We start from the raw sequence: 26,130 nt of genomic DNA, 5'->3' as shown, positions 1-26,130 counted from the left end.
ACTTTATTGGCTTTATATAGGAGAGTTATTTAACGCTTGTCGCGCGATCCATCACTGATTGTGGAATCGTTAAGCCAAGCTTTTTCGCAGCACCGGAGTTCACAACAAGATCTGAACCTTTCGCTACTTTAACATCCAGAGTACCTGGCTTTTCACCATCTAGAATCGCGGCTACGTAATCGGCCGTTTGTACACCCACTTGGTAGTAGTCGAAGCCAAGGCCAGCAATCGCACCTTTTTCTACATATGATGTTGCACCAGCCAGTACTGGCGTTTTCGATTGGTTAGCGGCAACAATCATGCCTTCAATCGCACTGGCAACCGTGTTATCTGTTGGCGCATAAATCACATCTGATTTAGCGGCAATGGCTTGCGTCGCTGATTTTACGTCTGCACTTTTCAGTGCTGTCGCTTCTACTACTTCTAGACCTTGCTCTTTAGCTGCTTTCTTTAGAAGCTCTACTAAGGTTACCGCATTCGCTTCGCCTGGGTTAAACACTACACCAATAGATTTTGCGTTTGGTAAGATTTCTTTGATTAGTTCAACATGCTGACTAACCGGTGATAAATCAGATAAGCCGGTAACGTTTTTACCCGGCTGTTCTAACTGTTTAACTAGCTTTGCACCTACAGGGTCCGTTACTGCAGTAAACACAACTGGGATTGAACGCGTAGCAGACACTAATGCCTGAGCAGTTGGCGTCGCGATGCCAACCAATACATCTGGACTTTCACCAACAAACTGACGAGCGATTTGTACCGCTATCGCAGGGTTACCTTGCGCCGTCTTATAATCGAATTCTAGGTTTTTACCTTCTTCATAGCCTTTTGCTTTCAGCCCATCCAATAGACCTTGGCGAGCGGCATCTAACGCTGGGTGCTCTACAATCTGTGATACTGCAATCTTCGCAGTCTTAGCCATAATGCTGGTTGATGAGAGTAATGCTGCACTTGCTAAAACGGCTGTAGCGATAATTTTACCTGCTTTCATCTTGACTCCTTGATTTAAGCAATTTGGTTGTATGTGTTGTGTTTATTATCTGTTCTATAAGAATCTGTGCGTTTTTTACGCATCTAACAACATTATTACCAGTAACTTAGACGTAAGGGAAGTGAGATTTAACACTAAAGTAACAAAAGGAGATCAAGGTGACGTGCGAAGTGCGAAGTGCGAAGTGCGAAGTGCGAAGTGCGAAGATAATTAATTAACAACAAGCCATGTCAACCACAGCTTGTTTAGAAGAGAGAGTGTAGAGAGGCTTTATTAATTAGAACCAACGTTCCATAGCAGACTTGTCTAATTGGCGGAAAGCGCGATTCAAAATCGCTGCAAGTTCTTTATATCTTGGTTTGGCTTTCATTGGCTCAAGAGCAAAGCCCGATTCAACAATTTTTTGGTACAACTCTCGATACCAAGAAGCAAGAGCGGGAGGTAGTACTGTATTTGAACGGTTGCCCAACCACCAAATCCCTTGTAAAGGCATGCTAATCGCAAACAGCGCCATCACCACAGCTTGAGGCATTGCTTGGTAGTTATTGAAGGCCATTTGAGTTAAGACGCTGATCGCCGCGATCGCTGGCATCACTTTAATACCGAAGCGCGTCGCTTTAATAATGCGTTGCTCTGGAAATATCGCATTCAGTTCTTTGCGCACAGGCCAAAGGTCCATGTACTTCTGACCATCTTTTAAGCTAACGGCTAAACCTACTTTATTACTCATACGACTCTCTCACTAAAAAAAAGTTGAATACATCAACTAAAATCGCAAAAAATTGACGAAAAATAATATTCTTTCAAATTTTTTTGTTATATTTGCACAATATCGCTATTATTTGCAGACCTCAATCTCATTGTTGCCGTAATTTCCGATTAACGCAACACTGTGAAGACCTCTGCAAGGATTGCATAAGCGTTTTTTTGTGTAAAAAAATGCTTCTCACTATATGGAAATTAATGTTTTTTTGACCAAGATTAGTACGAATGCGACCAAGCTCTACTATTCTTGTGATTGATTTTCACCCTTAACTGATAATGATCAGACAAATACATAGGTAGTCATTCATGTCTAAGCTAGTTTTAGTTTTAAACTGCGGTAGTTCTTCTCTTAAATTTGCTGTTGTTGATGCACAAAGCGGCGACGAGCACCTAACAGGTCTTGCAGAGTGTCTGCACCTTCCTGAAGCTCGCATCAAGTGGAAACTTGATGGTAAGCACGAAGCTCAACTAGGTAACGGCGCAGCTCACGAAGAAGCTCTAGCGTTCATGGTAGAAACTATTCTTGCTTCTAAGCCAGAACTTGCAGAAAACCTAGCAGCAGTTGGTCACCGTGTTGTACACGGCGGCGAGAAGTTCACTCAATCTGCACTTATCACTGATGACGTACTTAAAGGTATCGAAGACTGTGCTGCTCTAGCACCACTTCACAACCCAGCTGCAATCATTGGTATTAAAGCTGCTCAAAAAGCTTTCCCAAGCCTACCAATGTCTGCTGTATTCGATACTGCATTCCACCAAACAATGCCTCAAGAATCTTACCTATACGCTCTACCGTACAACCTGTACAAAGAGCACGGTATCCGTCGTTACGGCATGCACGGTACTTCTCACCTATTCATCGCTCGTGAAGTTGCTGAGCAACTAGGTAAGCCTGCGAACGAAGTTAACATCATTAACTGTCACCTAGGTAACGGCGCATCTGTATGTGCTATCAAGAACGGTCAATCTGTAGATACTTCTATGGGCCTTACTCCTCTTGAAGGTCTAGTAATGGGTACTCGTTGTGGTGATATCGACCCAGCAATCATCTTCCACCTACACGATTCTCTAGGTTACTCAGTTGAAGAAATCAACAACATGCTAACTAAAGAATCTGGTCTTGCTGGTCTAACTGCAGTTTCTCCTGACTGTCGTTTCGTTGAAGACAACTACGGTAAAGAAGAAGCAGCAACACGCGCAATGGACGTAATGTGTCACCGTCTAGCGAAATACATCGCTGGTTACACTGCGACTCTAGACGGCCGTTTAGACGCTATCGTATTCACTGGCGGCATCGGTGAGAACGGCGCTCCAATCCGTGAAATGGTTCTTAACCGCCTAGGCATCTTCGGTATCGAAGTTGATGGTGAAGCAAACCTTAAAGCTCGTTTCGGCGGCGAAGGTGTGATCACTACTGCGGACAGCCGCATCCCTGCAATGGTTATCTCTACTAACGAAGAGCTAGTAATTGCTGAAGACACTGCACGTCTAGCAGGTCTTTAATTGATTCACAGGCTAGCTTCATAGAGGCTGGCCTGTTTCTTAATTAGAAGTGGGGCTCAACTCCTATTCCTTTCCCAAGGTATTGCCCGACAGGAATACGGTGTTGAGCTTTTTTATCAAATAGTCAAAGGTACTCCGTACATGTCCCGTACTATTATGCTTATCCCTACTAGCGCTGGTGTTGGTCTTACTAGTGTTAGCATGGGTGTTCTTCGCGCTATGGAGCGTAAAGGCGTTAGTGTTTCTTTCTACAAGCCAATCGCTCAACCACGCAGCGGCGGCAACCAACCAGATCTAACTTCAACTATCATCGGTACTAACAGCGACATTAAGATTGGTGAGCCAATCGCAATGACTCAAGCTGAAACGTTGATCGGTAGCGAGAAGATGGACGTACTTCTAGAGTCTGTTGTTGAGCAATACAACAAGATCAACAAAGACGCAGAAGTAACGCTTATCGAAGGCCTAGTTCCTACTCGTAAGCACCCATTTGCTAACCAAGTGAACGCGGAAATCGCAAAAACACTTGGCGCGGAGATCGTATTCGTTGCGACTCCTGGTACTGACAACCCTACGCAACTTAAAGAGCGTATCGAAGTAGCATGTTCTAACTTCGGCGGTACTAAAAACAAGAACATCAAAGGCGTTATCATCAACAAGCTTAACGCTCCTGTTGATGAAGCTGGCCGTACTCGCCCTGACCTATCTGAAATCTTCGACGATGCAGATACCGCTCAGCAAGCGAACCTTGAAGTAATGCAAATCTTCAACTCTAGCCCTATCCGTGTTCTTGGTTGTGTGCCTTGGAGCATCGACCTAATCGCAACTCGTGCGGTTGATATGGCTAAACACCTTAACGCTGAAATCGTTAACGAAGGTGAGATTGCTACTCGTCGTATTAAGAGCATCACTTTCTGTGCACGTTCTCTACCGCACATGATTGAGCACTTTAAACCAGGTTCACTGCTAGTAACTTCTGCAGACCGTCCTGACGTTATCGTTGCTGCTGCTCTTGCTGCGAAAAACGGTGTTGAAATCGGCGCAATCCTACTTACTGGCGGTTACGACATTCCAGAAAGCATTGCTAACCTTTGTGCACCAGCATTCGCTTCAGGTCTACCGATCTTCAAAGCGCAAGGTAACACTTGGCAAACCTCTCTTAACCTACAGAGCTTCAACCTAGAAGTTCCTGCAGACGATAAAGAGCGTATCGAGTTCGTTAACGATCACGTTGCAAGCCACATTGATGGCCCTTGGATTGACTCTCTATCTGAAGGTACTCAAGGCATTCGCCGTCTAAGCCCACCAGCATTCCGTTACCAGCTAACTGAATTCGCTCGTAAAGCGGCTAAGCGCATCGTTCTTCCTGAAGGTGATGAGCCACGTACAGTTAAAGCTGCGGCTATCTGTGCTGAGCGCGGTATCGCGACTTGTGTACTTCTAGGTAACCCAGAAGAAATCCGCCGCGTTGCTGCACAACAAGGTGTTGAGCTAGGCGCTGGCGTTGAGATCATCGACTCGGCATCAGTTCGCGAAAACTACGTAGCTCGTCTAGTAGAACTTCGTGGTGCTAAAGGTATGACTGAAGTTGTCGCTCGTGAGAAGCTAGAAGATTCAGTATTCCTAGGTACTATGATGCTTGAAGCTGGTGAAGTTGACGGCCTAGTTTCTGGTGCTGTTCACACTACGGCGAACACTATCGTTCCTCCGTTCCAGATCATCAAGACGGCTCCTGATGCTTCTATCGTATCTTCAATCTTCTTCATGCTTCTGCCTGATCAAGTACTTGTATACGGTGACTGTGCGATCAACCCAGATCCAACAGCTGAACAGCTTGCTGAAATCGCTATCCAATCTGCAGATTCTGCTGCGGCATTCGGTATCGACCCACGTGTTGCTATGATCTCATACTCTACTGGTGAATCTGGTAAGGGTGCAGACGTAGATAAAGTACGTGAAGCAACTAAGATTGCTCAAGAGAAACGTCCTGACCTAGTAATAGACGGTCCGCTACAGTACGACGCAGCTATCATGGAAAACGTTGCTGCTTCTAAAGCACCAAACTCTCCAGTAGCAGGTAAAGCGACTGTATTCGTATTCCCAGACCTCAATACGGGTAACACGACTTACAAAGCGGTACAACGTTCAGCTGATCTAGTATCTATCGGTCCAATGCTTCAAGGTATGCGCAAGCCAGTAAATGACTTGTCTCGTGGCGCTCTAGTAGACGACATCGTTTACACTGTAGCTCTAACGGCTATCCAAGCGGATCAAGCAGCGCAAGCTGAAGAAAAAGTAATTAACTAATTACTTTTTAAAGATTTGAGCCCTCACCATGTGTGAGGGTTTTTTTTACCCAACAAAAAGTATATCATACTATTAATATGTATTAATGCGCATAGTGGATCATGTATACACAGTTTGCCAACGAAACGGCCATTCGAGATCAGGTGCTTAAGAACGTCAGCATCACCATCACACTGTTCGTTCTCGCCGTTGCGGCGACCAATCTTTTCATTACTCAGAATTACATTTTGGGTTTGATGGAAGTGATTATCTCATTGCTCTTCGTTCATGTTTATTTCCGAGTTAATCGTAGTCAGAAACTTACATGGCAACCTATCGCCGTTGCTGCAACGGTCACGATTGGTTTGCTTTATGGCTTTATCCACACTAAGGAAAACTCAGCCATCGTGATGTGGGTGTTTACTCTTCCTGCATTATATCAGTTGCTATTTAATCGATTTATTGGCTCTATCGCGACTTTCTCTATGCTGGCTGCCACCACCTATATCTACTTCCCTAAGCTCCTTGAGCCTGATCACTACCCGAACGCGTTCCTCAATTTTTCGCTGCCTTATTGCATGATTTGGGTGATCGCCTATCACCATGAAACCATCCGGATATTGATCCAAGAGCGCTTAGAAGCACTCGCAAAAACAGACACGCTAACAAACGCATACAACCGACTTGCTCTTACTCAAGACACACAACCATTGTTTACACAATCGTCGAACTATTATCTATTTCACTTCGATCTCGATCACTTTAAGCAAGTGAACGATACTTACGGCCACAGTACGGGTGACTTGGTGCTAAAAGATACCTGCAAAACCGTGAGCGAGTTGATTGGAGAAGGCACTTTGTATCGCGTGGGAGGTGAAGAGTTTTGTGTGGTTTTCGAAGCAACCGATATAGAAATGGCGTTAAAGCAGGCAAACACTATTCGTAACGAAGTCTCACAGATTCAATTTGAATTCGACACGCAGCAGTTTTCTATCTCCATCAGTGGTGGACTCACGGGCTTCTCAAAGAATGAACGCGGAGTCGACTCTTTGCTATGTGTAACGGACAAAGCGCTCTACAAAGCGAAGTCAAACGGTCGTAATCGAATAGAGCTCGGTTAAACACCGACCATGATCCAATTACTCTAATTCTCAGATAGTACCTTTACCCTTCCTAGGGCTTTTGCTGCTGTTTCTTGCTAACATTCCATTTTTTACAGCCAACTTCCGTATTTATGCTACCACCAGCCACCACATTAAAAGAACAAATACTCACTGTCGCTTGTTTTACTCTCGGTACTATTTCACTGGGGTTAGCGATTCTGAATGCGTTTTATATGGAAGCTGTAATCTTTGGAGCACTCGAACTTTCGTTCTCGCTATTTTGTTTTTACGTGGTTGAGCGCGGCAGAAGAAACCAAATCAGTGGGTGGCACTACCCTTGTGTAGCTGCGTTTTTCACCCTGATCATTATGTATGGTTTGTCGGTGACCAAAGTGTCATCAGCCTTAATTCTATGGACATTCTGCTTACCGGTTTTGTATCACCTGTTCTTTAATCGGTTCCTAGGCTCATTCTTAACCTTGATGGTCTTGATTACTTGCCTCACTTTAGTCGGCTCTAGCGCAGCGTCTGTCAACTCACTCGCCATCATTAATTTTTCACTTCCCTATGTCACGGTTTGGATCATTTCGTTTTCTTATGAAGAAGTTCGTGAACGTGTTCAGATAAATTTACAAGAGCTCGCTCTCACCGATACCTTAACTCAAGCTAAAAACCGATTAAGTTTACTGAACGACACCAAACAACATGCGCCGGAATTACAAAACAGCTTTCTGCTACATTTCGATCTTGACCACTTCAAATTAGTCAACGACACCTATGGTCATAGCTGTGGCGATGAAGTACTCAAATCGACATGCGACGTCGTAAGGCAAACACTTGGGTCAAAATATTTGTATCGAATTGGCGGGGAAGAGTTTTGTGCGATCTTTGAGGCAACGGATCAAGAATCGGCATTTGAGCTAAGTGAGTTAATAAGAACCAATGTAGAAAGCAACCCAATCTTAATTGATTCAAACGTTCTAAACGTCACTATCAGTGCAGGGCTGATTTCACTCGACTTGACTCAAGATTCGATCGATACAGCGCTTCAACACACGGATAAAGCACTGTATCTCGCTAAGGCAAATGGTCGTAATAGAACAGAGTTAGTCTAAGCACCTCGGCCATGCGGCGAGTCTAAATCTAATTCCGGCCCTTTTGGCACAACTTGTGTCGGGTTTATTCCAGTATGGCTGTAGTAGTAATGGCGCTTAATGTGATAAAAATCTGTCGTTTCTTTAATGCCCTTCACTTGGTATAGCTCTTTCAAGTAACCCTGAATATTTTCATAATCCGAGATTCTTTGTTTATTACACTTGAAGTGCCCTACATACACGGCATCAAATCGAATCAGTGTGGTAAACAGTCGCCAATCGGCCTCAGTTAGATGCTCCCCTACCAAATAACGATTGGTTGCCAAATGACGATCAACTTTATCAAGCGCGTCAAACAGCGCATCGTATGCCTCTTCATAGGCGTCTTGAGTCGTGGCAAAACCGCATCGATATACGCCATTGTTGATGTTCGGGTAAATGAAGTCATTCCACTCATCAATCTGATGCCTCAACGCTTCTGGGTAGTAATCAGCGGTATTTCCCGTTAATCCATTAAACGCAGAGTTAAACATGCGAATGATTTCTGAAGACTCGTTACTCACTATGGTATTGGTTTTCTTATCCCACAAAACCGGCACTGTGACTCTACCTGTGTAATCCGGCTTCGCTTGGGTATAGATTTGGTGCATACGAGTATGTCCGAACAAAGGCTCAGGCAAACCCATTTGCCAGCCTTCATTCATCATATCTGGGCAAACTACGGTCACATCGATGTGTTCGGTCAACTCTTTGAGCTCGCGGAACACTAATGTTCGATGGGCCCAAGGGCAAGCGAGAGAGACGTACAAATGGTATCGACCAGACTCAGGCTGGAACTGTGCGCCTGGTGCGTTCTCAACCCAATGACGAAATCCTGCATCTTCTCGGACGAATTTACCGCCACTCGTCTTTGTGTCATACCAAACATCTTGCCACACACCTTCAACTAACTTGCCCATAGCACTCTCCAAAGTAACTGTTACGAACTGATTTATGGAACTCAATATAAAAAAAAGCCAACGAATTCTTAACTAGAATTAGTTGGCTTAGTTGTTCAAATTATTTGAAGAAGTACGCTAGTTAAAGCGCTCCATAATATAAATAATGTTGTCGGAGCCTTTACTTGTACCAAATGTCGCAATTGCTGATGGAGGTTGTTGATAGCTGGATTCACTACCACATTTACTTGGAAGACCACTACTACTATCCACATCCACTTTCCAACAATAACCAAGCCAGTTTGCTACTCCGCCAGTAAAACCAAAAGGTACTTCGACGTAGCCTGCAGCTGAGCCAGATATCGAAGTCGTTGATTGCCCAAGGGACACATTGCTCACGGTCAGCGAGTCATCGCCAATAGCTGGAATCGTGTTATCTGGGTTATTCGCCACTGGTTTCAGGTTTTCGAGCGTTTCGAATGTACCAAACGCAGACAATGAACTTTCTGAATGCCAGTCATTTACTTCAAACTCATTTTGCGCCCAATATTGAGCTTGAATTCGCATGGGTAAATACTGCTCTGTAGGCCCAGACACATTATTCAAAACCAATCGTCCGTATCGCACATCGACCAATTCACCAAAGTCTAGCGATTCGGATATATATGTATCAGGGGATTCAGCTTCGACGTATCGGAATTCTTGATCGATTAAACTCGCTTGAACATCCGTGAGTGCGGTTCTGCCCAGCTCATTATTATCTCGTACGAACTGAGCCCCATTCACGCTAATATTCAACACACCGCTAAGCCAACTACTTTCAAAATCACAAGCATCGCCAACAATGCCCACATTCTTACCATTAGCTGAAAATTTACCGTCATTACAAATACCCTGTGAAAGCGTTACTAAATCGTCCAACGTTGCGAAATCCGTTCCAAGCCACAAGTTCGAGTCATAAAATGAAAGCTGATTCCCCCCCACACCAATTGCGTCCAATGCTAGATTGAGATCTACATTTGGTTGACCATAGTAAGTCCACTCTTCAGCAGAACCAGCTTTGGTTACGCCAGTCGAGAAACCAGAGCTGTTCACCTTAAACGCATCAGGATAGAAATGGCCGATAACGCCGCTACGACCACCGTTTTTCTCGCTTGTATCGGTATTAAGAAAACCAGAAAGATTGCTATTAACATAAGTATCAACTTCCCAGCGAGCCTCAATAGAACCCACATTTTCATACTGATAATTGGTCGAGAGTTTCCCATCATTGAATTGATACAGCGCGCTTGTAGAGGAGAAGTCTGACGCGTTAGTACCTTGCTTTGCAGTTGGCGTAAATACCGTAGCACTATAGCCAGCAACGTCTGTTAAAGCAGCATTGAAATTACGTGTTACTTTCGGCTCGGCGTAACTGTGCCCTTTCGCTACCGCTAATACATCAACCGTAAATTCGGATTCTGCAGGTACAAAATATGTATCAATATCTCCGTCATCTATCACATTCGAATCTTGTTCTAGATAAACGCTATCAATAACAAGACCGTAAGGCTTAAAGTGAATCGGTGTGGCCAGTCCTGCGGTCTTCTCTCGACCTTGCTCGGGAAGATACTTCGCGGAAATATTTAAAAAGCCTGACTCAAAATAGTTTGCGGTAATGCTTTCACTCACTCCAGATTCAAACCGCACAGATACAGGTGTATCGGATGTAATACGCTGACCACCAATGAACAGTTCACCTTTATAGTGTTCAGCTCCTTGGTCATAATTAAACTCAAATTCTTGAACGCCATCATAATCAGGGTCAACACTACAACGAGTACTTTCTAAAGCTATCTTTCTTTCGACTTCTAACGTGAACTCCTGACCCGCTTTATAATATTCGGGCGGATTGACAGGGCTAATGGTAAAGCCTTCCTTTTCAAACATCGCTGCACCAATTGCTTCACCTAAGTCCGGCTCTTTAGCGACCAACGTGATAGGGGAAAGCTCAGAGTCCGTGGCAACCCAAATCGTCCGGCTAAGATCGCCGCCTGATTCAAAGGTTATTTTTCTCGTTTCTGAGTCACATCGGGCCGTATCGCTTAGCTCAGTGCGATCGAATGATTTACCATCAAACCAGCATTGCAAAGGAGCCTTATCAAAGCTCACTTCTACATCAACGTCATGAGAAAGCTTGCCGCCTTCTACATCTAATGTCACAACGTATTCAGCTACTTCACAAGTCAGAGGAGCAGTTGGTGCGTAAACGGTAATAGCCTTAACTTCGTTGCCAATGTTTAACGCATAATCTTCCACTTCACCGTCAATCGCTTCCCCATAAGGTGAACCTAGGGCAACAGAGCTATAACGAACACGTAAATAACCGCGTTCAACTTTCTGAGGAATCGTTAAAATATTACCCGGCAACTTCGACCAAGTACTGCCATCCCAACTCACCCATTTTGACGCTATTCCCGCACCATGAGACGTGACGACTATTCGATAAGCATGCCCTGGGATTAGCAGTTGCTGCTTCAGGTCAATGATCTCACCAAGCCCGTTCTCGAGTCTCACACCATCATCCGAAAAATCGGCGTCAGCCTCAGAGTCATCACCAGGCCCTAAATCGGCAGACCAAGAATCACCTAACTTCAAAGAAAGATTCGTACCTACATGCTGAGCCGGATTATTCCCTTCAAGCAGCAATGGAACATCACCAAAATCGGCATGAATAGCGCATCCACCCGCATCATTGCTACTGGTTTGACTCTCTTTTCCTTGCATTTCAAAGCGTATTTCTGCGCGATTGATATCAATTGAATAGAGGGCTGTGGTCGCAAAATCCTCGCTGTCAGAAATCACACCATCTTGGTTAAGATCGTGGATACCACCATTTGTCATTGCGAATAACACGCCCCCTTTGTTGATCCCAAACCCACCTGACGCTAGCTTCCCTTTATCATCTTCTCTTGGCCACTCCGGATGTGTTTCATCGACTTCCGAAGACAGCTTTAATGTAAGCGCTATTTCAGTGAAGGTGCCATCAACAATTGAAATTTTGTAGAGCTTGTCCAGCCCTCGACTTAGCCCATAAACAAACTGATCCGCCCCTGATAAATCGAAAGCAAAGTCAGCACTCCAAGGCGTTCCTTCGCCATTAGGAAGCGTCAGTTGAATCGTATCAAACGCGCCAGTGAGTAAATCAACTCTCACTAATGAATGCCACGCTGAACGCCCAATAATCATAAACTTACCGTCAGGGCTCACGTCGCCAGAATTCGCTTTCCCGAGTTTTTTATTACTTATCCCATCACGACGTTTATCAGAATTTAGCGCTTCACCTTGCGTAAAAGTGAATTGCTCACCATCTTTGGAACGTATGAACACGCCGTCAGCCACCGCTCTTAATTCCGCAAGCTCAGTGAACTCTGCGTTGTTTTCCTGAGTCGCAATATACAGCTTGTGCTCAGTTCCATCGCCAGTTCCTACCCCATAGGTGAGCCCGTCCGCTTGGTTAACCCCAACCGCTTTTAAGTTATCAACATCCAAATTTGCGTTGATGACTTCTATATCAATCTGCCCACCTTTTGCTTTCCATTTCGCATATTGGTAAGCGTTGCTGCCTTGAGGCTCTTTGACTTGAATAAAACCATCACAGCGCCCTGGGGACGGCGGCATCTCTTTATCTAAGTTATAAACTAAGTGGTCTTCTACTTCGCCAATCCCTGTATCAGAGCCGCCTAGCACTAATCGCAAATAGACTTGATTGTCGGTTGTCCATTGCTTTAACTCATTAGATGTAAATGTCCAAGTGAGCGTCGCACTTTGTATGCTTTCCGAGTGCGGTACCACCAATACTGCAGACTCTTCACTTCGACTAAATACCGACGCGTTTGGCTGCAATACATCTAAGTAACCCATCATCTGTACACTGGCGCCCGTACTATTCATCACTGGGATGCCAGAGATCGATATCGTTTCACCTTTCATTACGATAACCGGGCTATCAAACGTCAGTTCATCATTAAAGCCATCGATATCATCGCCCTTTGCTAAATCAGATGCCAAGTGCTCCGTTTCAGTATCGGCCGGTTCATTCCCTATGTATAAATCAGGAGAAACAATTCTACTCGTAGAAGTCTGTTGATTATAACTTGCAGGAAGATCGCCAAAATCTACCCCGACTTCGCAACCAAATTTAGCATTATCTAGAATATTACCCGCTGAAGAAGAGGCTGGTTTGTTACCTCTAAACGCTATTCTCGTAACTCGCTGGCCTTCGGGCACTTGGTAAACCCCTGTGTGATTTTGCCAAGAATCGGTCCCGTTGATTAATGCTTCTTCCACTAAGTCTTCGTCTGGTGAACCAAACATCAACGAAATTTGATCATCTTCAACACTGTCTGGGTACGTTCGGTTTGAATAATCAAAACTCCAGCGAATTTTGTCACCGGGCTTAGTCACTATATCTTGGTACATCACCGTCGGGTGATACACGTTCATTTCCGCCACATTCTCGCTCGAGTCGGAAGAAGGGTCGTATACATATTGGTCGTAACGGTTGAACTCGATATGATTTCGGCGCTGGCCGTACGGTTCTGAGTGAGGGTTTAAGCTTGGATCTTGTTGAACGATAGACCAGCCCGCAACTGAGCTCTCAGGAGTATCCCAACCGTTATGGTTTTCTTCAATGTAGAAGTGTTCAAATGAACCATTTTGTAAGCCAGCTTCACAGCCAGCGATCCCCATAGAAGGAGCGGCAATCCATACCCTGTAGTCTTCCACTTCACCATCAGGAGCTTGACCCGTTGGCTGATAAATCGCCCCTGCTAATGTAGAGTAACGGACTCGAACCCAGCTCTCCCCGTGAACATCATAAGCTGAAAGGTTAACTGTGAAACGGTTTTCCCCGGCAGAGACATAGGCACGATCGATAACTTTCTCTGATACTGAAGCTTGGTTACGTTCAAAATCACTCCAGCTACCGTCTTGATTCCGGTCTAGCCAGACAGATACATAACCATCCGCTGACGCTCGGATTAAGATCTCATTATCAAAGTTTTGCTCACTACCTTGCGCGTCAATATAGCCCGTCACTAATACTGGCAATGATGACTGGCCCACTTCTGAGTTGCTTGAATTAAACTCAACACCATCGTCGGAAGTATCCGCATCGGCATAGCGAGATGGCTGGCCATCACTTTCGGCACTGTTGTGGAAAACTGTAGATGTCCATGACTCAGGAACCAGCGCTACGCCATCGACGACCCCATGACGCGCACCATTATCCAATTGCAAGACTGGGAAAATCGTTGTTTCCCAACCTGTTCCTAAATCTTCATTTGGCGCGTCACCATAGTCATATTCTGCAGGGCCCCAATAAGCGCTACCAAATTCAGAAGTATTGTCTTCATCATCGATCGTAATCGCCGTAAGCGCATCACCATGTTCAAAATCACTATCACTGATATCTATTCTGCAAGCAAAACGACCGTTATCAAAATCTTGGGTTAGGTCGTTATCTTCATCGCACTCTCCAAGAAAATACTCCCCTTGCGTTTGCCCTAGAAGGTTCGTTGCGGCTTTATAGAGCTCTATTTCAAAATCATCAAACGCATTACTTGGCTCATCTTTCCCTATAAAACCCTCTACCGAAAGAACATCGCCATTAATCACATAGTCAGTGATTATAGGATGATCAATACCATCATGGGGGTGGTCGTTTCTATATTCGCCATCATTGGGCTCCACAACCCCAAATAAAGTCCCGGTCATCAAATCAATTGAAATACCGATGTTATTTAAATACGTGTTTTCCGTGAACTCATTTTCCCAACCTTGGTAAACACGAATGCCAGATGGAGGGTAAGTCTCCAAGAACGCAAGATTGGTATTGCCTTTGGCTGTATTTTTGATCGTATTTCTTTCAATATCGTTATCTGAAGAACCATTTTTCCTAGAGTCACAGTCATCCGAATCATGAGCCGTGCAATCTCCCGTCCCCTGTAGAAGAATCGCAGCTGCATTATTGTGATCACTTGAAGCTTTGAATGCATTGTCGATAACATTTTCATAGATATCGTTGTCATCAGCGTCATCAAGCACGATTGCACTGTGATAGGAATCGGTGATGGTGTTATGACTAATCTCGATGTCACAATCTGAATCAGAGCAGTCTTCAATCAAGATTCCGTTGTAAAAACCGTTGATCTCAAAGCCCGAAATCCGTGTATCAGACGAACGGATCACATGAAACCCGTAATCATCGCTAGAATGACCATCATCATCGTTTTGAATTGTAATATTCAGGTCACGCGCATCGATGTAGGTTTCGTTCTGCCCACTAACGTTCGGAGAAGTGTTTAAAGGAGAGCTCAGTGTAATGACACGCTGAGGTACCGTATTCAAAGCAAAAATGACGTTATCTTTACCGTCCTCACAATATTTACACGTTTGATCCAACCAGCCATCATTACTCAAATAACTTAGGTTTTGCAGTACTTGCCTTAATGAACCTGCACCGTCATCTTCGGTATTAATCACAGCGTTGTAGTTAACACCAAGGTTGATGACTGTAGAACCAGTGACATCAAACCACGCAGTTTGGTGAACTTTAGACACCCAAGGAGACACCATTACAGCCTTACAACGATTATCACTGCATTGAGTACGATGATTATCTCGGTACGAAGGAATCGAGTCGATGTTATTCGCTCTTACGTAATAACGACCTTCTTTTACATTGGTAAATTCATAGAAACCGTGCCTGTCTGTCTTCTTCGACTCTACAATGCCTAGGTTCTCTTCAATAAGGTCAACCTGCACATCGTCCAGCTCATACATACTGCTGTCGTAGGTACTCAGTCCACCGGAATAATTGTAATCTTCATAAACCGTTCCCGAAATTGTCGCATTTGCTGCACTACAATCTTTTCTCAAGTAAATATGTTTACTCACATATGAATTGATACCGGATATGCTGACGTAATCATTGATATCAGCCGACGCATCATCAATATTGACGGTAATACTCGCATAGAGAAAGCTTGAGCTAATGGAGCCGGATATTGCCGAGCCATTCTGATTCAATGAATCCAGACCATAGTCTTCTTCAACGCTTTCAATGGAAAGCCCTTGCGGAAGATTAAAATCAAATTCGAATTCTCTTTCTGAACTCCAATAGTCTCGATGTAATACAATCTGATAGCTTGCCCATGATGGACAGATTTTAAATCCTTCTTGGCTGAAATAATCCACGTGTGGCTCATCCCATCCTTGAATGGATGCGAAGCTACTGATGTTTGGCTGTAATAGTTGAGAAAAGCGAACGTGGCTTTCGGCGTACGCCATTGACCAGGCGCTTATCAATAAAGCCAGAATACTAATTAATCGCAGCACTTCTCACCTCTACTTCCATACGGCGGCTAACACGGTATGAGTCATCAGCACACGTCGCGACCACATTGATAATTGTCGCTTCTCCATTTGCTTCACACCCAAGAACAAATGTACATTGCGGAAACGCATTCGCCGCTGATACCGCTGGGCATACTTGCGTCGGTTCACCCTCTAACGGTACGTATTGGTACACCGCGCTTTCCAACACCGAACGTGCCGCCCAATAGGCTCGGGTACTCATCGTCTCAAAAGTATTGGCGTGAGTTGCTTGGACGTTCATCGACATAAGACGAACAGAAAATAGAGCGACAATGATCGTAGTGAACAAGATCATTAAAATCGCAGCGCCACTTTGCTTACTAGTGGCTATTGAGGATTTGCGCATTTTGGATGAACTCCACAAACTCAGAACTGTTGTTAACACTTAAAGAAAATTGAATGCTCGCTGTATTTGAATAGGTGCTATCCACACCTAAATTGAAGAAGCTTTGTTCTTCTACGACACCGCTAGCAAATGTATGAGATGCTTGTTGGTTATTCAGGCCTTCGCCAGCTGAATCTAAGGCATAATTTCGGTAATACTGCACTTCACTATCTTCAATACAGAATTGATTGGCTTCAGGAAGATAAACGAACATGCGATTCGAAGGGCTAAATGGGCGCGTGAGAATAGGCTCATTGATAATAATCGCGCCACTTTCGACTCTATTTAGTGAATATATTTGGCTATTAACATCACTACCTAGATACAAATCCTCACTGCTACTTGGATAAATAGCGATGAGGCATGGCGAATCGGAACGGGCTGTACATACATCAAGTTCATCGCTAATCGGGTGCATTAGACCAATCGATGTGTTTAGCACTCCGACATCCAATTCAATGCTGTCAGGGTTGTATTCCGCCACATACTCTAGGGATAAGTACTCTAGGCAGCGGCCATCGTTCAATGTTCTAGCGCTTAGTGGAACAGAATTAGCTAGCTCCCGCTGAAATCTGGTTAGTACAAACCGAGCTTCTTCTAACGCAGATATTCGGTGCTTAGATTCGACGTATAGAGTCGAGCTCGACACGCCAAAGTTCATCAGACCTAAAGATAAAATACCAAGTAGTGTCAAACTGACGATCATCTCGATAAGAGTAAACCCACGCGATAGCGCCATTTAGTAGTTACTCCTATAAGCATTAAACTGGGTTTCGGTTGTTGCACCTTTTCTTAAAGTGATGATGGCATGCTTGGTGGCTGTTGCTCCTGAAGCAACCGATGCCCAACTATCATCGACATATTCAACGTCAATCCGCACTTCAAAGTCTTGATATGGGCCAGCAAAGCCTAGCCCAAAACTGGTGATCGGCTCAAAAGCACTATTCGTCGCGTAATCGTCAAAGTCATCGCGAATAAGAATTCCAGTATCGTTCACTTGCTCCCCAGCATCTTGGCCTTGACCAAAAGTTTCTGTCGCTGAGCAACTACCAGCATCGCATCGGTCGACGTTATCAATATTCTGCTCATCAAAAGGTCGAGAGTACATTTCTTGCAGCAGTAAGGTAGCTATCTGTGAATAACGCTGCTGAGTCAATGTATCTGCCGTTTGCACGGCTTGTGGAGCTAATAAACTTGAGAAGCTAATCATTAACAGCCCCATCAAACAGATCGCAATAACATTCTCGATCAGAGAAAAGCCTGAGTACTTAGTCGCAACCATCAACATACCCTTCTGAGTAGACCGTGACTTGCTTCGATTGGTTATTCCGTGTCGAAAGTACAAATGACACAGAAGATTCTGCAGCGCTAACCAACCTTCCAAAGCTGTCAAATTCAAGGCTTGCGGTATTAAATTGAAGCCCCCGATTCATATCTTCTTGGGTAATCCGAATTAGTGTGGCGCACATAGGGCCAATACAATCTTCGCTATTGTTTAAGACCAAGGTTTCATTACTCCACCGCACTTCGTGTTCAGAAGAAATTACTCGGTAGGCTCCACTCGAAGCGACATCAAACATTGCTTGCGTTTGAACTCTTCGTACGCCTGACTTTAAGCTTTCACAATAGGAATCAACCACATAATCGGAGATCGCGGGCATACGGGAATAGGCCACTACCGAAACAATGGCAAGAAGCAAAATAGTAATAATGAGTTCAATAGTTGTGAAACCATTGCGAGGGAGAAAACGTTCAGTCATTGAAGATGATTATTAATCCACGAATACCTATATGAAATTTGTGGTGATTTTATAGGTTTTTGAGAGGAATATCATTAGTTTTAGGAACGATGTACTCATTATCTTTAGAAACAAAAAAGCCCGCTGTTTCAGCGGGCTTTCAACTTTCAAAAATCGGTGGGAATTTAGAAAATCCAGTGAGCAATCATTACTATGACAGGTAAAGTCACAAGAGTACGCAGTAAGAATATTGCAACTAGCTCTAGGAAGTTAATTGGCACCTTGCTGCTTAAAATAACTGAGCCTGTTTCGGCCATAAAGATTAACTGTGTCACCGACAGAGCCGCAACAATAAACTTCGTCATGTCTGCGTCGATAGACGATGCTGCGATGATTGAAGGCACATACATATCAGTGAAACCAACCAGCATAGTTTGGGCCGCCGCTTGTGCATCAGGCACATTTAACGCTTCTAGTAGCGGAACAAACGGCGCACCTAGTAAAGAAAACAGTGGTGTTGTTTCAGCAACAACTAAGCCTAGAGTACCGACAGCCATTACTACAGGCAGCACCGATAACACCATGTCTAACGCGTTGTGAATACCTTCCTTCGCAACTGAGCCTAAGCTCTTAACTTGGTTTGCTCTTTGAAGCGCTAGATTAAACCCGAACCCAACGACAGACTGGCCTTCTGGCACTAGCTCATCATCACGATTTGGCTTAGTACCGTCGATGTAGAGATCTTTCTTATAAGAAAGTGGCGGCAAAAACTGGATAACCATTGCTGCTAAGACGCCAGACAAACAAATCGCTAAGTAGAAAGGAACAAAGTAGTTTTGTAGCCCAACCTGAGTCAATACAACCAGTGAGAATGAGATACCGACTGGCGAGAACATGGTTGCAATTACCGCTGCTTCACGCGCAGTGTATTTTTTATCTTCGTATTGTTTGCTCGTTAGAATTACGCCTACTGTGCCATCACCTAACCAAGAAGAAATACAATCAATTGCTGCACGGCCAGGAAGGCGGAATACTGGACGCATGAATTTACTCAGCATAGTACCTAGCAACTCTAGTAAACCAAAGTTAAGTAATAATGGTAGTAATAGACCGGCAAAGAAGAAAGTCACAAATAAAGAAGGAAGCAGATCATTTAGTACCAGGCCACCAGTGTTACCGTTCCAGATCATTTCCGGACCAATCTGATGCAGTGCGACTAACGTAAAGATCGCACCTAATGCACGAATCACTAACCAAACTGGCGTCAAAACAAATAGTCTTGTTAACAGTTTGGAGTTAACAATGAATGCTGGCTTAAGAACGGTTGCAATAATAGAAGCTACCGCAGAAAAGCAAATTACAGCTGCAACCGTTGGTAAAATAGCTTCGCCTAAAATACTTTTAAACCCTTTCGCCAACAGCGCTAAAGGAAAAGTGAAATTACCATCAATGCTTAATGGCGCAAGGAAGAAAAACAAACCTAGTAATGACGGAATGGCAAATACCAAAATATTCCGGCTTGTTTTGTGGTTTTCTGGTGTAAGAAGTGTTTCGCTCATCTGACTGCTCCCTAGATGACTTAAAATCCACTTATAGTGAATAACTTTGCTTTTGCGGTGATTATAACGATAAAAACCTCACACACAAGAATTTTTGCATATTAATTCACTTTAATCACATTAAAAACCAACCAACCCTGCTCAATTCACTCCAAGCACCTGTTAATGAAGAATATTCTCCGATATAAGATTCAAAAAAAGCGCGACCCTAGAAGGAATCGCGCTTAAGCCCGTCACAGGCTGAATTATTGAAGTACTTAAACTTCGACGTGCAAACAAGAAACTGCGTGAACGTCACTGCCTTGAATCTTAGGCTTATTCTGTGCACATGCTTCTGTTGCTTGTGGGCAACGAGTACGGAATACACAGCCAGATGGCGGCTTGATCGGTGACGGAAGATCGCCTTCAAGCATCTGGATTTCTTTATTACGCTCTAAGTTCGGATCTGGAATCGGAACCGCTGACATCAGAGCTTTGGTATACGGGTGTTTAGGGTCTGCGAATAGAGCTTCAGCTTCACCTAGTTCTACCGCGTTACCTAAATACATCACTAATACACGATCAGAGATGTGTTTCACGACTGAAAGGTCATGGGCAATAAACACCAGGCTAAGACCAAGTTCTTTTTGCAGCTCTTTCAATAAGTTAACAACTTGAGCCTGAATCGATACATCAAGTGCTGATACCGGCTCATCACAGATGATCATCTTCGGACGCAAGATAAGCGCACGCGCGATACCAATACGCTGACACTGGCCACCTGAGAATTCGTGTGGGTAACGGTTGATAACGTTAGGAAGCAGACCAACCTTCGCCATCATCTCTTTAACACGATCTTTCACTTCCTGCTTAGAAAGCTCTGGGTAGAAAGTTTCTAGAGGCTCAGCAATGATGTCGCCTACCGACATACGTGGGTTTAGTGATGCAAGCGGATCTTGGAAAATCATCTGAATCTCTTTACGAGTTTCACGACGTTGGATATCTTCCATCTTAGTTAGGTCTTGACCCAACCACATAACTTCGCCTTCTGTTGCTTCTACCAAACCGATAATTGCACGTGCAAATGTCGATTTACCACAACCAGACTCACCTACTACACCTAAAGTTTCACCTTCGTAAAGGTGAACATCTACGCCGTCTACCGCTTTAAGGTTTGAAGGCTTAGACCAAGGCCATGCAGATTTCGCCGCAATGCTGAAGTGAACTTTTAGATCTTTAATATCTAATAAAAGTGATTTATCTACTGCGCTCATTTTGTCCAAGCCTCCCAATCAGAAAAACATGCACGCTGACGTCCATCACCGAATGGCTGTAGGATTGGTGCTTCTTGCTTACAACGGTCTACAACACGGTGGCAACGCTCTTGGTATGGGCAACCTGTTGGTAGACGAAGTAAGTTAGGTGGATTGCCTGGAATCGTCGGCAGGATTTCACCTTCTGTATCCAAACGTGGAATCGCTTTTAGCAAACCTTCCGCGTATGGGTGGCTTGGCTTGTAGAAAATTTCATCTACAGTGCCGTACTCCATTGTACGACCAGCGTACATTACCAGTACCTTGTCACATGAACCTGCCACCACACCCAAATCATGGGTAATCATGATGATTGCTGTGTTGAACTCATCTTTAAGCTCATTCAGCAATTCCATGATTTGTGCTTGGATGGTTACATCAAGTGCAGTTGTCGGTTCATCGGCAATCAGCAGCTTAGGACGACATAACAATGCCATCGCGATCATCACACGCTGACGCATACCGCCAGAGAATTCATGTGGATACATGGTAATACGTTTACGTGCTTCAGGGATTTTCACCGCTTCAAGCATACGTACTGATTCTTCAAATGCTTCCGCTTTACCCATGCCTTTATGCAGCATCAGTACTTCCATCAACTGATCGCTCACCTTCATATATGGGTTAAGCGAAGTCATCGGATCTTGGAAGATCATTGCGATCTGCTCAGCACGAACTTTGTTCAGTTCTTTCTCTGGCAGATTTAGGATTTCATTACCTTCAAACTTTGCGCTACCTGAGATAATACCGTTCTTAGCCAGTAGACCCATTAAAGCAAATACAGTTTGAGATTTACCTGAACCAGACTCACCTACAATACCAAGGGTTTCACCTTGTTTTAGTGAGAAGTTCAGATCGTTTACTGCGGTTACGATACCATCTTGCGTGGTAAATTCGACTCGCAGATCTTTGACATCTAATAAGCTCATCATTGCTTCCTCAATCTTTTAATAATTATCTGTCTTTAGGGTCAAGCGCATCGCGCAGGCCGTCACCAACATAGTTGAAGCAGAAAAGTGTCACTACCATGAACGCTGCAGGGAATGCCAGTTGCCAAATAGCAACTTCCATTGTTTGCGAGCCTTCTTGTAGCAATGCACCCCAACTAGTCATCGGCTCTTGAACACCTAGACCAAGGAAAGATAGGAATGATTCAGTCAGAATCATGCTTGGAATCAATAGCGTTGAGTAAACAGCTACGATACCTAGTACGTTTGGAACGATATGGCGAGTAATGATCTTCCACTTGCTCACACCACAAACGTGCGCCGCTTCAATGAACTCTTTACTACGTAAGCTTAGCGTTTGACCACGTACAATACGAGCCATGTCCAGCCAAGCAATTGCACCAATCGCTACGAAGATAAGTACGATATTACGGCCGAAGAATGTTACTAGAACGATTACTAGGAACATAAATGGAACCGCGTATAGAATTTCTAGGATACTCATCATCACTCGGTCAGTGCGGCCGCCGATGAAGCCCGAAGCTGCACCGTAAAGTGTACCAATCAGAACCGCAACGAATGCGCCCATCACACCAACCATCAGTGAGATTCGGCCACCAACTAAGGTACGAACATACAAGTCACGCCCTAAACTATCGGTACCAAACCAGTGGTCAGCGTTAGGACCAACGTGCATTGCATACCAGTCAGTATCGTCGTAAGTGTATTGAGCCAGCATAGGTAGGAAGATAACGGCCAATACCATAATAGTCAGAATGAAAAGGCTGATCATTGCTGCTTTGTTGCGCATAAAACGAATACGCGCATCTTGCCACAAACTACGACCTTCAATTTCTAAGCTCTCGGAGAACTTCTCGATTGCTTCTAAGTTTTCTTTTTTCGTCAACATAACCATACTTCCCTGTTAGTAGCGAATTTTCGGGTCAATTACAGCAAGTAAAATATCAACAATGGCGTTGAATAGGATGAATAGGAAACCAATCAAAATGGTTACACCCATTACTAGCGAGTAATCTCGGTTGAATGCTGCGTTAACAAATAGCTTACCAATACCTGGTAGACCAAATATGGTTTCAACAACAACAGAACCGGTAATGATACCTACGAAAGCAGGACCCATGTAAGAAACTACAGGAAGCATAGCTGGTTTAAGAGCATGCTTTAAAATGATGTAACGGTAGCTAAGACCTTTAGCACGAGCAGTACGGATGAAGTTACTGTTCAATGTTTCGATCATTGAGCCACGCGTAATACGAGCAAATGTTGCTACATATAGAAGTGACATTGCTATTACTGGTAGAACGATGTAAGTAAAGCCACCACCATGCCAACCACCAGCAGGGAAAATATTCCAGTGTAGTGAGAACAGGTAGATCAGCGCGGGAGCTAATACAAAGGATGGCATAACAACCCCGAGCATTGCAGTTGACATAATGGTGTAGTCAACCCAGGTGTTATGCTTCAAGGCGGCAATGGTTCCAACCGCTACCCCCATAATGACAGTGAAGATAAAAGCAATAAAACCCACTTTCGCAGACACAGGTAGTGCAACAGCGATTAGCTCATTTACTGTGTAATCTTGATACTTGAACGACGGACCAAAGTCACCTTGTAAAATGTTAGTCAGGTAAGTGGTGTATTGTTCAAATACTGGTTTATCTAAGCCGTATTTTGCTTCGATGTTAGCCATAACTTCTGGCGGTAATGGACGTTCGCTTGAAAACGGGTTACCCGGTGCGAAACGCATAAGAAAGAAAGATATAGTGATCAAAACCAACATGGTTGGGATCGCTTCAAATATCCGTTTCATAATGAATTTAAGCATAAACTCACTCTTTCAGTCTGTGACAATTAAAATTAGAAAGACGCTACATGTGCCTATAAAAAGCACATGCAGTGTCTGTAGTAGTAGTTATTTTTTTATTAACTTTTGGTATCTAAGCTTAGTTGATTACTGAGCTTTGATATAAAGATCTTTCGAGAAGATCTTCTCTTCCGCGTTGTTTGCTGGGAAACCACCAACTTGCGGAGACAGTAGACGTGAACGCACGTACTGGTAGATAGGAGCGATTGGCATGTCGTCTGCCATCATTTTTTCAGCTTCTAGGTAGATAGCTGTACGCTCTTCTTCTGAAGTAGACTTAAGTGCTTTTTCGATAAGAGCATCGTACTCAGCGTTACCCCAGTGTTGGCCACCAGTTGTGTTTTTGCTAACCATTAGAGTTAGGAAAGAAGATGCTTCGTTGTAGTCACCACACCAGCCGGCACGTGCAACTTCGAAATCACCTTGATCTTTAGAATCTAGGTAAGTTTTCCACTCTTGGTTTTCTAGAGTAACTTTAAGACCTAGTGTCTTCTTCCACATAGAACCTAGTGCAACCGCAATTTTCTTGTGGTTTTCGTTCGTGTTGTAAAGAAGAGTGAATTCTAGAGGGTTGCCTTTGCCGTAGCCTGCTTCTTCAAGAAGACGAGCTGCTTCTGCGTTACGTTCTTTCTGAGAAAGCGTACCGTACTTAGACATTTCAGGGTTGAAGTTAGCTGTGATTTCCGGAGTTAGGAAGTAAGCTGGCTTCTGGCCTTGGCCAAGGATTGCACCAGATACGATGTCACGGTCGATTGCGTAAGAGATTGCTTTACGTACACGAACATCATCAAATGGTTTTTTGTTTGTGTTGAATGAGTAGTAGTAAGTACATAGGCTACCTTCAACAGAAACTGATTCTGCATGCTCTTTCTTCAGGCGCTTAAAGTGCTCTGTTGGAAGAGTAGAAGTAAAGTCGATTTCACCAGATAAGAAACGGTTCATTTCCGCAACTTGGTTTTCGATCGGTAGGAAAGTAACTTTGTTTAGAACTGTTTTGTCGTTATCCCAGTAGTTCTCGTTACGAACCATTTCAAGACGCTCGTTCACAACCCAGTTGTTAACAACGAATGCACCGTTACCAACGAAGTTACCAGGCTTAGTCCACTGGTCACCGAACTTCTCAACTGTCGCTTTATGAACAGGCTTCATTGTTGTGTGGCCAGTCATCATTACGAAGTAAGGAACTGCTGTTTCAAGTTCAACGACAAGCGTGTGAGCGTCAAGTGCTTTAACACCTAGCTCGCTCTTGTCTTTTTTACCAGCGATGATGTCTTTCGCGTTCACCATCTTAGTGTATTCCATGTACCAAGAATATGGAGAAGCCGTTGCTGGATCAACAGCACGTTGGAAGCTGAATACAAAATCTTCAGCTGTCACAGGGTCGCCGTTAGACCATTTCGCATCTTCGCGTAGGTGGAAAGTGAATGTTTTGTTGTCTGTCGTTTCCCAGCTTTTTGCTACGCCAGGAATAGTGTTGCCGTCCGCATCTTGGTTCACAAGACCTTCAAGTAGGTCACGAATTACGTGAGATTCTGGTACACCTTGAGATTTGTGAGGATCAATTGTCGCAACTTCAGTACCGTTACCACGAACGAGTTCCTGAACTTTTGCCAATTTAGTACCAGCTGGGACATCAGCTGCGATAGTAGTAGTAGAAGTGGCAGCCACTGCCAAACCAGCGCCTAGAAGAAGGGCTTGAGTGATTTTATTCTTGTACATGCATTAAACTCCAAGTTTTTGTATTGCATCCATGACTTCTTTGTACGGTTCACTGAACGGTAGTGATTTAGATTTATTTAGCTCAATTCTTAAGCACAAAAACCTAAAACCTTACAAAGATTGCGGCACACACTATCAATCATTGAAGTAATTTGCCATAAAAAACTGGCAGAAAATCGGATAATTCTCCGATAACTTCAATGAGTCAGCATATAATTCTATCAATCAATTAATAACCAGTTATTAGACCAGTCTCAATTATTGAATAGTAGCCGTAAGTGTTGATACCTCTAGCAAGTAACTTATTTTTAGCATCTTATGCTAGAAGTTGGAGTGAAAATTAACATTATTGACACATGAAATCTAATTACGGCTCACATATATACTAAGTCCTCTGGCTTATTTGTGAGGAGAATCACCCTAAGTAAAACAGGACAAATAGCTGTAAATCACCCACACCTATATCAAGCTCTTTATTATGTATTTTGTAAATAAATATTCTATA

The 26,130-nt window shown here is 43.9% G+C and carries 18 protein-coding genes; 4 read left to right on the top strand and 14 right to left on the bottom strand.

Features of this window, described 5'->3' with window-relative positions; translation table 11 throughout:
- Positions 1 to 25: 25 nt before the first annotated feature.
- Together ELZ11_RS12535 and yfbV are read right to left on the bottom strand one after the other, a co-directional pair.
- Positions 26 to 991: an ABC transporter substrate-binding protein gene (locus tag ELZ11_RS12535; RefSeq protein ID WP_137357755.1), complete on the bottom strand. Its 966-nt coding sequence runs from the start codon at positions 989 to 991 to the stop codon at positions 26 to 28.
- A 277-nt stretch (positions 992 to 1,268) separates the two neighbouring features.
- Positions 1,269 to 1,721, bottom strand: a complete 453-nt coding sequence (gene yfbV, locus ELZ11_RS12530; protein WP_137357754.1) for a terminus macrodomain insulation protein YfbV — start codon at positions 1,719 to 1,721, stop codon at positions 1,269 to 1,271.
- A gap of 341 nt (positions 1,722 to 2,062) precedes the next feature.
- On the opposite strand from yfbV, the gene ELZ11_RS12525 reads away from it, so the two are divergent.
- The 4 genes from ELZ11_RS12525 to ELZ11_RS12510 all read left to right on the top strand — a co-directional run bounded on the left by ELZ11_RS12525 (position 2,063) and on the right by ELZ11_RS12510 (position 7,763).
- Positions 2,063 to 3,259 carry an acetate kinase gene (locus tag ELZ11_RS12525; protein ID WP_137357753.1) on the top strand — a complete coding sequence of 399 codons (1,197 nt, stop codon included), beginning with the start codon at positions 2,063 to 2,065 and terminating at the stop codon, positions 3,257 to 3,259.
- A 141-nt stretch (positions 3,260 to 3,400) separates the two neighbouring features.
- A complete protein-coding gene (gene pta / locus ELZ11_RS12520; RefSeq protein ID WP_137357752.1) occupies positions 3,401 to 5,566 on the top strand; it encodes a phosphate acetyltransferase in 2,166 nt (721 codons plus the stop codon).
- A gap of 101 nt (positions 5,567 to 5,667) precedes the next feature.
- Complete coding sequence (locus ELZ11_RS12515; protein WP_137357751.1) at positions 5,668 to 6,666, top strand: GGDEF domain-containing protein; 999 nt, start codon at positions 5,668 to 5,670, stop codon at positions 6,664 to 6,666.
- 113 nt (positions 6,667 to 6,779) lie between these two features.
- Positions 6,780 to 7,763 carry a diguanylate cyclase gene (locus tag ELZ11_RS12510; protein ID WP_137357750.1) on the top strand — a complete coding sequence of 328 codons (984 nt, stop codon included), beginning with the start codon at positions 6,780 to 6,782 and terminating at the stop codon, positions 7,761 to 7,763.
- Here the strand turns inward: ELZ11_RS12510 and ELZ11_RS12505 are convergent.
- The 12 genes from ELZ11_RS12505 to ELZ11_RS12450 form a co-directional block, all read right to left on the bottom strand.
- The gene (locus ELZ11_RS12505) at positions 7,760 to 8,701 is read right to left on the bottom strand and encodes a glutathione S-transferase family protein (RefSeq protein WP_137357749.1); all 942 of its coding nucleotides are present in this window, start codon (positions 8,699 to 8,701) and stop codon (positions 7,760 to 7,762) included. The two genes, ELZ11_RS12510 and ELZ11_RS12505, sit on opposite strands and share 4 nt — an antisense overlap.
- A gap of 117 nt (positions 8,702 to 8,818) precedes the next feature.
- Positions 8,819 to 16,012, bottom strand: a complete 7,194-nt coding sequence (locus ELZ11_RS12500; protein WP_137357748.1) for a DUF6701 domain-containing protein — start codon at positions 16,010 to 16,012, stop codon at positions 8,819 to 8,821.
- A 31-nt stretch (positions 16,013 to 16,043) separates the two neighbouring features.
- On the bottom strand, positions 16,044 to 16,445 hold the full coding sequence (locus ELZ11_RS12495; protein WP_137357747.1) for an MSHA biogenesis protein MshP: 402 nt from the start codon (positions 16,443 to 16,445) through the stop codon (positions 16,044 to 16,046).
- Positions 16,420 to 17,223: a PilW family protein gene (locus tag ELZ11_RS12490; protein ID WP_137357746.1), complete on the bottom strand. Its 804-nt coding sequence runs from the start codon at positions 17,221 to 17,223 to the stop codon at positions 16,420 to 16,422. The genes ELZ11_RS12495 and ELZ11_RS12490 overlap by 26 nt, the downstream gene beginning before the upstream one ends.
- Positions 17,224 to 17,766, bottom strand: coding sequence for a type IV pilus modification PilV family protein (locus tag ELZ11_RS12485; protein ID WP_244291653.1), 543 nt, complete (start codon positions 17,764 to 17,766; stop codon positions 17,224 to 17,226).
- Positions 17,753 to 18,244 (bottom strand): prepilin-type N-terminal cleavage/methylation domain-containing protein, encoded by a 492-nt coding sequence (locus ELZ11_RS12480; RefSeq protein ID WP_137357744.1) that lies wholly within the window; start codon positions 18,242 to 18,244, stop codon positions 17,753 to 17,755. The genes ELZ11_RS12485 and ELZ11_RS12480 overlap by 14 nt, the downstream gene beginning before the upstream one ends.
- A 164-nt stretch (positions 18,245 to 18,408) precedes the next feature.
- Positions 18,409 to 19,782, bottom strand: a complete 1,374-nt coding sequence (locus ELZ11_RS12475; protein ID WP_137357743.1) for a YjiH family protein — start codon at positions 19,780 to 19,782, stop codon at positions 18,409 to 18,411.
- A gap of 257 nt (positions 19,783 to 20,039) precedes the next feature.
- Positions 20,040 to 21,035, bottom strand: a complete 996-nt coding sequence (gene oppF / locus ELZ11_RS12470) for a murein tripeptide/oligopeptide ABC transporter ATP binding protein OppF (RefSeq protein ID WP_167494676.1) — start codon at positions 21,033 to 21,035, stop codon at positions 20,040 to 20,042.
- The gene (gene oppD / locus ELZ11_RS12465; protein ID WP_167494685.1) at positions 21,032 to 22,003 is read right to left on the bottom strand and encodes an ABC transporter ATP-binding protein; all 972 of its coding nucleotides are present in this window, start codon (positions 22,001 to 22,003) and stop codon (positions 21,032 to 21,034) included. The genes oppF and oppD overlap by 4 nt, the downstream gene beginning before the upstream one ends.
- A gap of 25 nt (positions 22,004 to 22,028) precedes the next feature.
- Entirely contained in the window at positions 22,029 to 22,931 is a 903-nt protein-coding gene (gene oppC / locus ELZ11_RS12460; RefSeq protein ID WP_137357740.1) for an oligopeptide ABC transporter permease OppC, read from the bottom strand.
- A 15-nt stretch (positions 22,932 to 22,946) separates the two neighbouring features.
- Positions 22,947 to 23,867: an oligopeptide ABC transporter permease OppB gene (oppB, locus tag ELZ11_RS12455; RefSeq protein WP_137357739.1), complete on the bottom strand. Its 921-nt coding sequence runs from the start codon at positions 23,865 to 23,867 to the stop codon at positions 22,947 to 22,949.
- Between the two features lie 126 nt (positions 23,868 to 23,993).
- A complete protein-coding gene (locus ELZ11_RS12450) occupies positions 23,994 to 25,625 on the bottom strand; it encodes an ABC transporter substrate-binding protein (RefSeq protein ID WP_137357738.1) in 1,632 nt (543 codons plus the stop codon).
- Between the last annotated feature and the right edge of the window lie 505 nt (positions 25,626 to 26,130).

Origin of the sequence: Vibrio profundi, assembly GCF_005281835.1 — a bacterium.
GTDB classification, from domain to species: domain Bacteria; phylum Pseudomonadota; class Gammaproteobacteria; order Enterobacterales; family Vibrionaceae; genus Vibrio; species Vibrio profundi.
The sequence above is the reverse complement of the archived record's forward strand: the minus strand, read 5'-3'. Positions and strand labels throughout refer to the sequence as shown.

Bases quoted from the DNA above. Each gene is read 5' to 3' on its own strand.
- pta (WP_137357752.1), top strand. From the start codon at position 3,401: ATGTCCCGTACTATTATGCTTATCCCTACTAGCGCTGGTGTTGGTCTT.
- ELZ11_RS12535 (WP_137357755.1), bottom strand. From the start codon at position 991: ATGAAAGCAGGTAAAATTATCGCTACAGCCGTTTTAGCAAGTGCAGCA.
- ELZ11_RS12505 (WP_137357749.1), bottom strand. From the start codon at position 8,701: ATGGGCAAGTTAGTTGAAGGTGTGTGGCAAGATGTTTGGTATGACACA.
- ELZ11_RS12510 (WP_137357750.1), top strand. From the start codon at position 6,780: ATGCTACCACCAGCCACCACATTAAAAGAACAAATACTCACTGTCGCT.
- ELZ11_RS12450 (WP_137357738.1), bottom strand. From the start codon at position 25,625: ATGTACAAGAATAAAATCACTCAAGCCCTTCTTCTAGGCGCTGGTTTG.
- ELZ11_RS12525 (WP_137357753.1), top strand. From the start codon at position 2,063: ATGTCTAAGCTAGTTTTAGTTTTAAACTGCGGTAGTTCTTCTCTTAAA.
- ELZ11_RS12515 (WP_137357751.1), top strand. From the start codon at position 5,668: ATGTATACACAGTTTGCCAACGAAACGGCCATTCGAGATCAGGTGCTT.
- oppD (WP_167494685.1), bottom strand. From the start codon at position 22,003: ATGAGCTTATTAGATGTCAAAGATCTGCGAGTCGAATTTACCACGCAA.
- ELZ11_RS12475 (WP_137357743.1), bottom strand. From the start codon at position 19,782: ATGAGCGAAACACTTCTTACACCAGAAAACCACAAAACAAGCCGGAAT.
- ELZ11_RS12485 (WP_244291653.1), bottom strand. From the start codon at position 17,766: ATGGTTGCGACTAAGTACTCAGGCTTTTCTCTGATCGAGAATGTTATT.
- ELZ11_RS12495 (WP_137357747.1), bottom strand. From the start codon at position 16,445: ATGCGCAAATCCTCAATAGCCACTAGTAAGCAAAGTGGCGCTGCGATT.
- oppF (WP_167494676.1), bottom strand. From the start codon at position 21,035: ATGAGCGCAGTAGATAAATCACTTTTATTAGATATTAAAGATCTAAAA.
- ELZ11_RS12490 (WP_137357746.1), bottom strand. From the start codon at position 17,223: ATGGCGCTATCGCGTGGGTTTACTCTTATCGAGATGATCGTCAGTTTG.
- ELZ11_RS12480 (WP_137357744.1), bottom strand. From the start codon at position 18,244: ATGACTGAACGTTTTCTCCCTCGCAATGGTTTCACAACTATTGAACTC.
- yfbV (WP_137357754.1), bottom strand. From the start codon at position 1,721: ATGAGTAATAAAGTAGGTTTAGCCGTTAGCTTAAAAGATGGTCAGAAG.
- oppB (WP_137357739.1), bottom strand. From the start codon at position 23,867: ATGCTTAAATTCATTATGAAACGGATATTTGAAGCGATCCCAACCATG.
- oppC (WP_137357740.1), bottom strand. From the start codon at position 22,931: ATGTTGACGAAAAAAGAAAACTTAGAAGCAATCGAGAAGTTCTCCGAG.
- ELZ11_RS12500 (WP_137357748.1), bottom strand. From the start codon at position 16,012: ATGGCGTACGCCGAAAGCCACGTTCGCTTTTCTCAACTATTACAGCCA.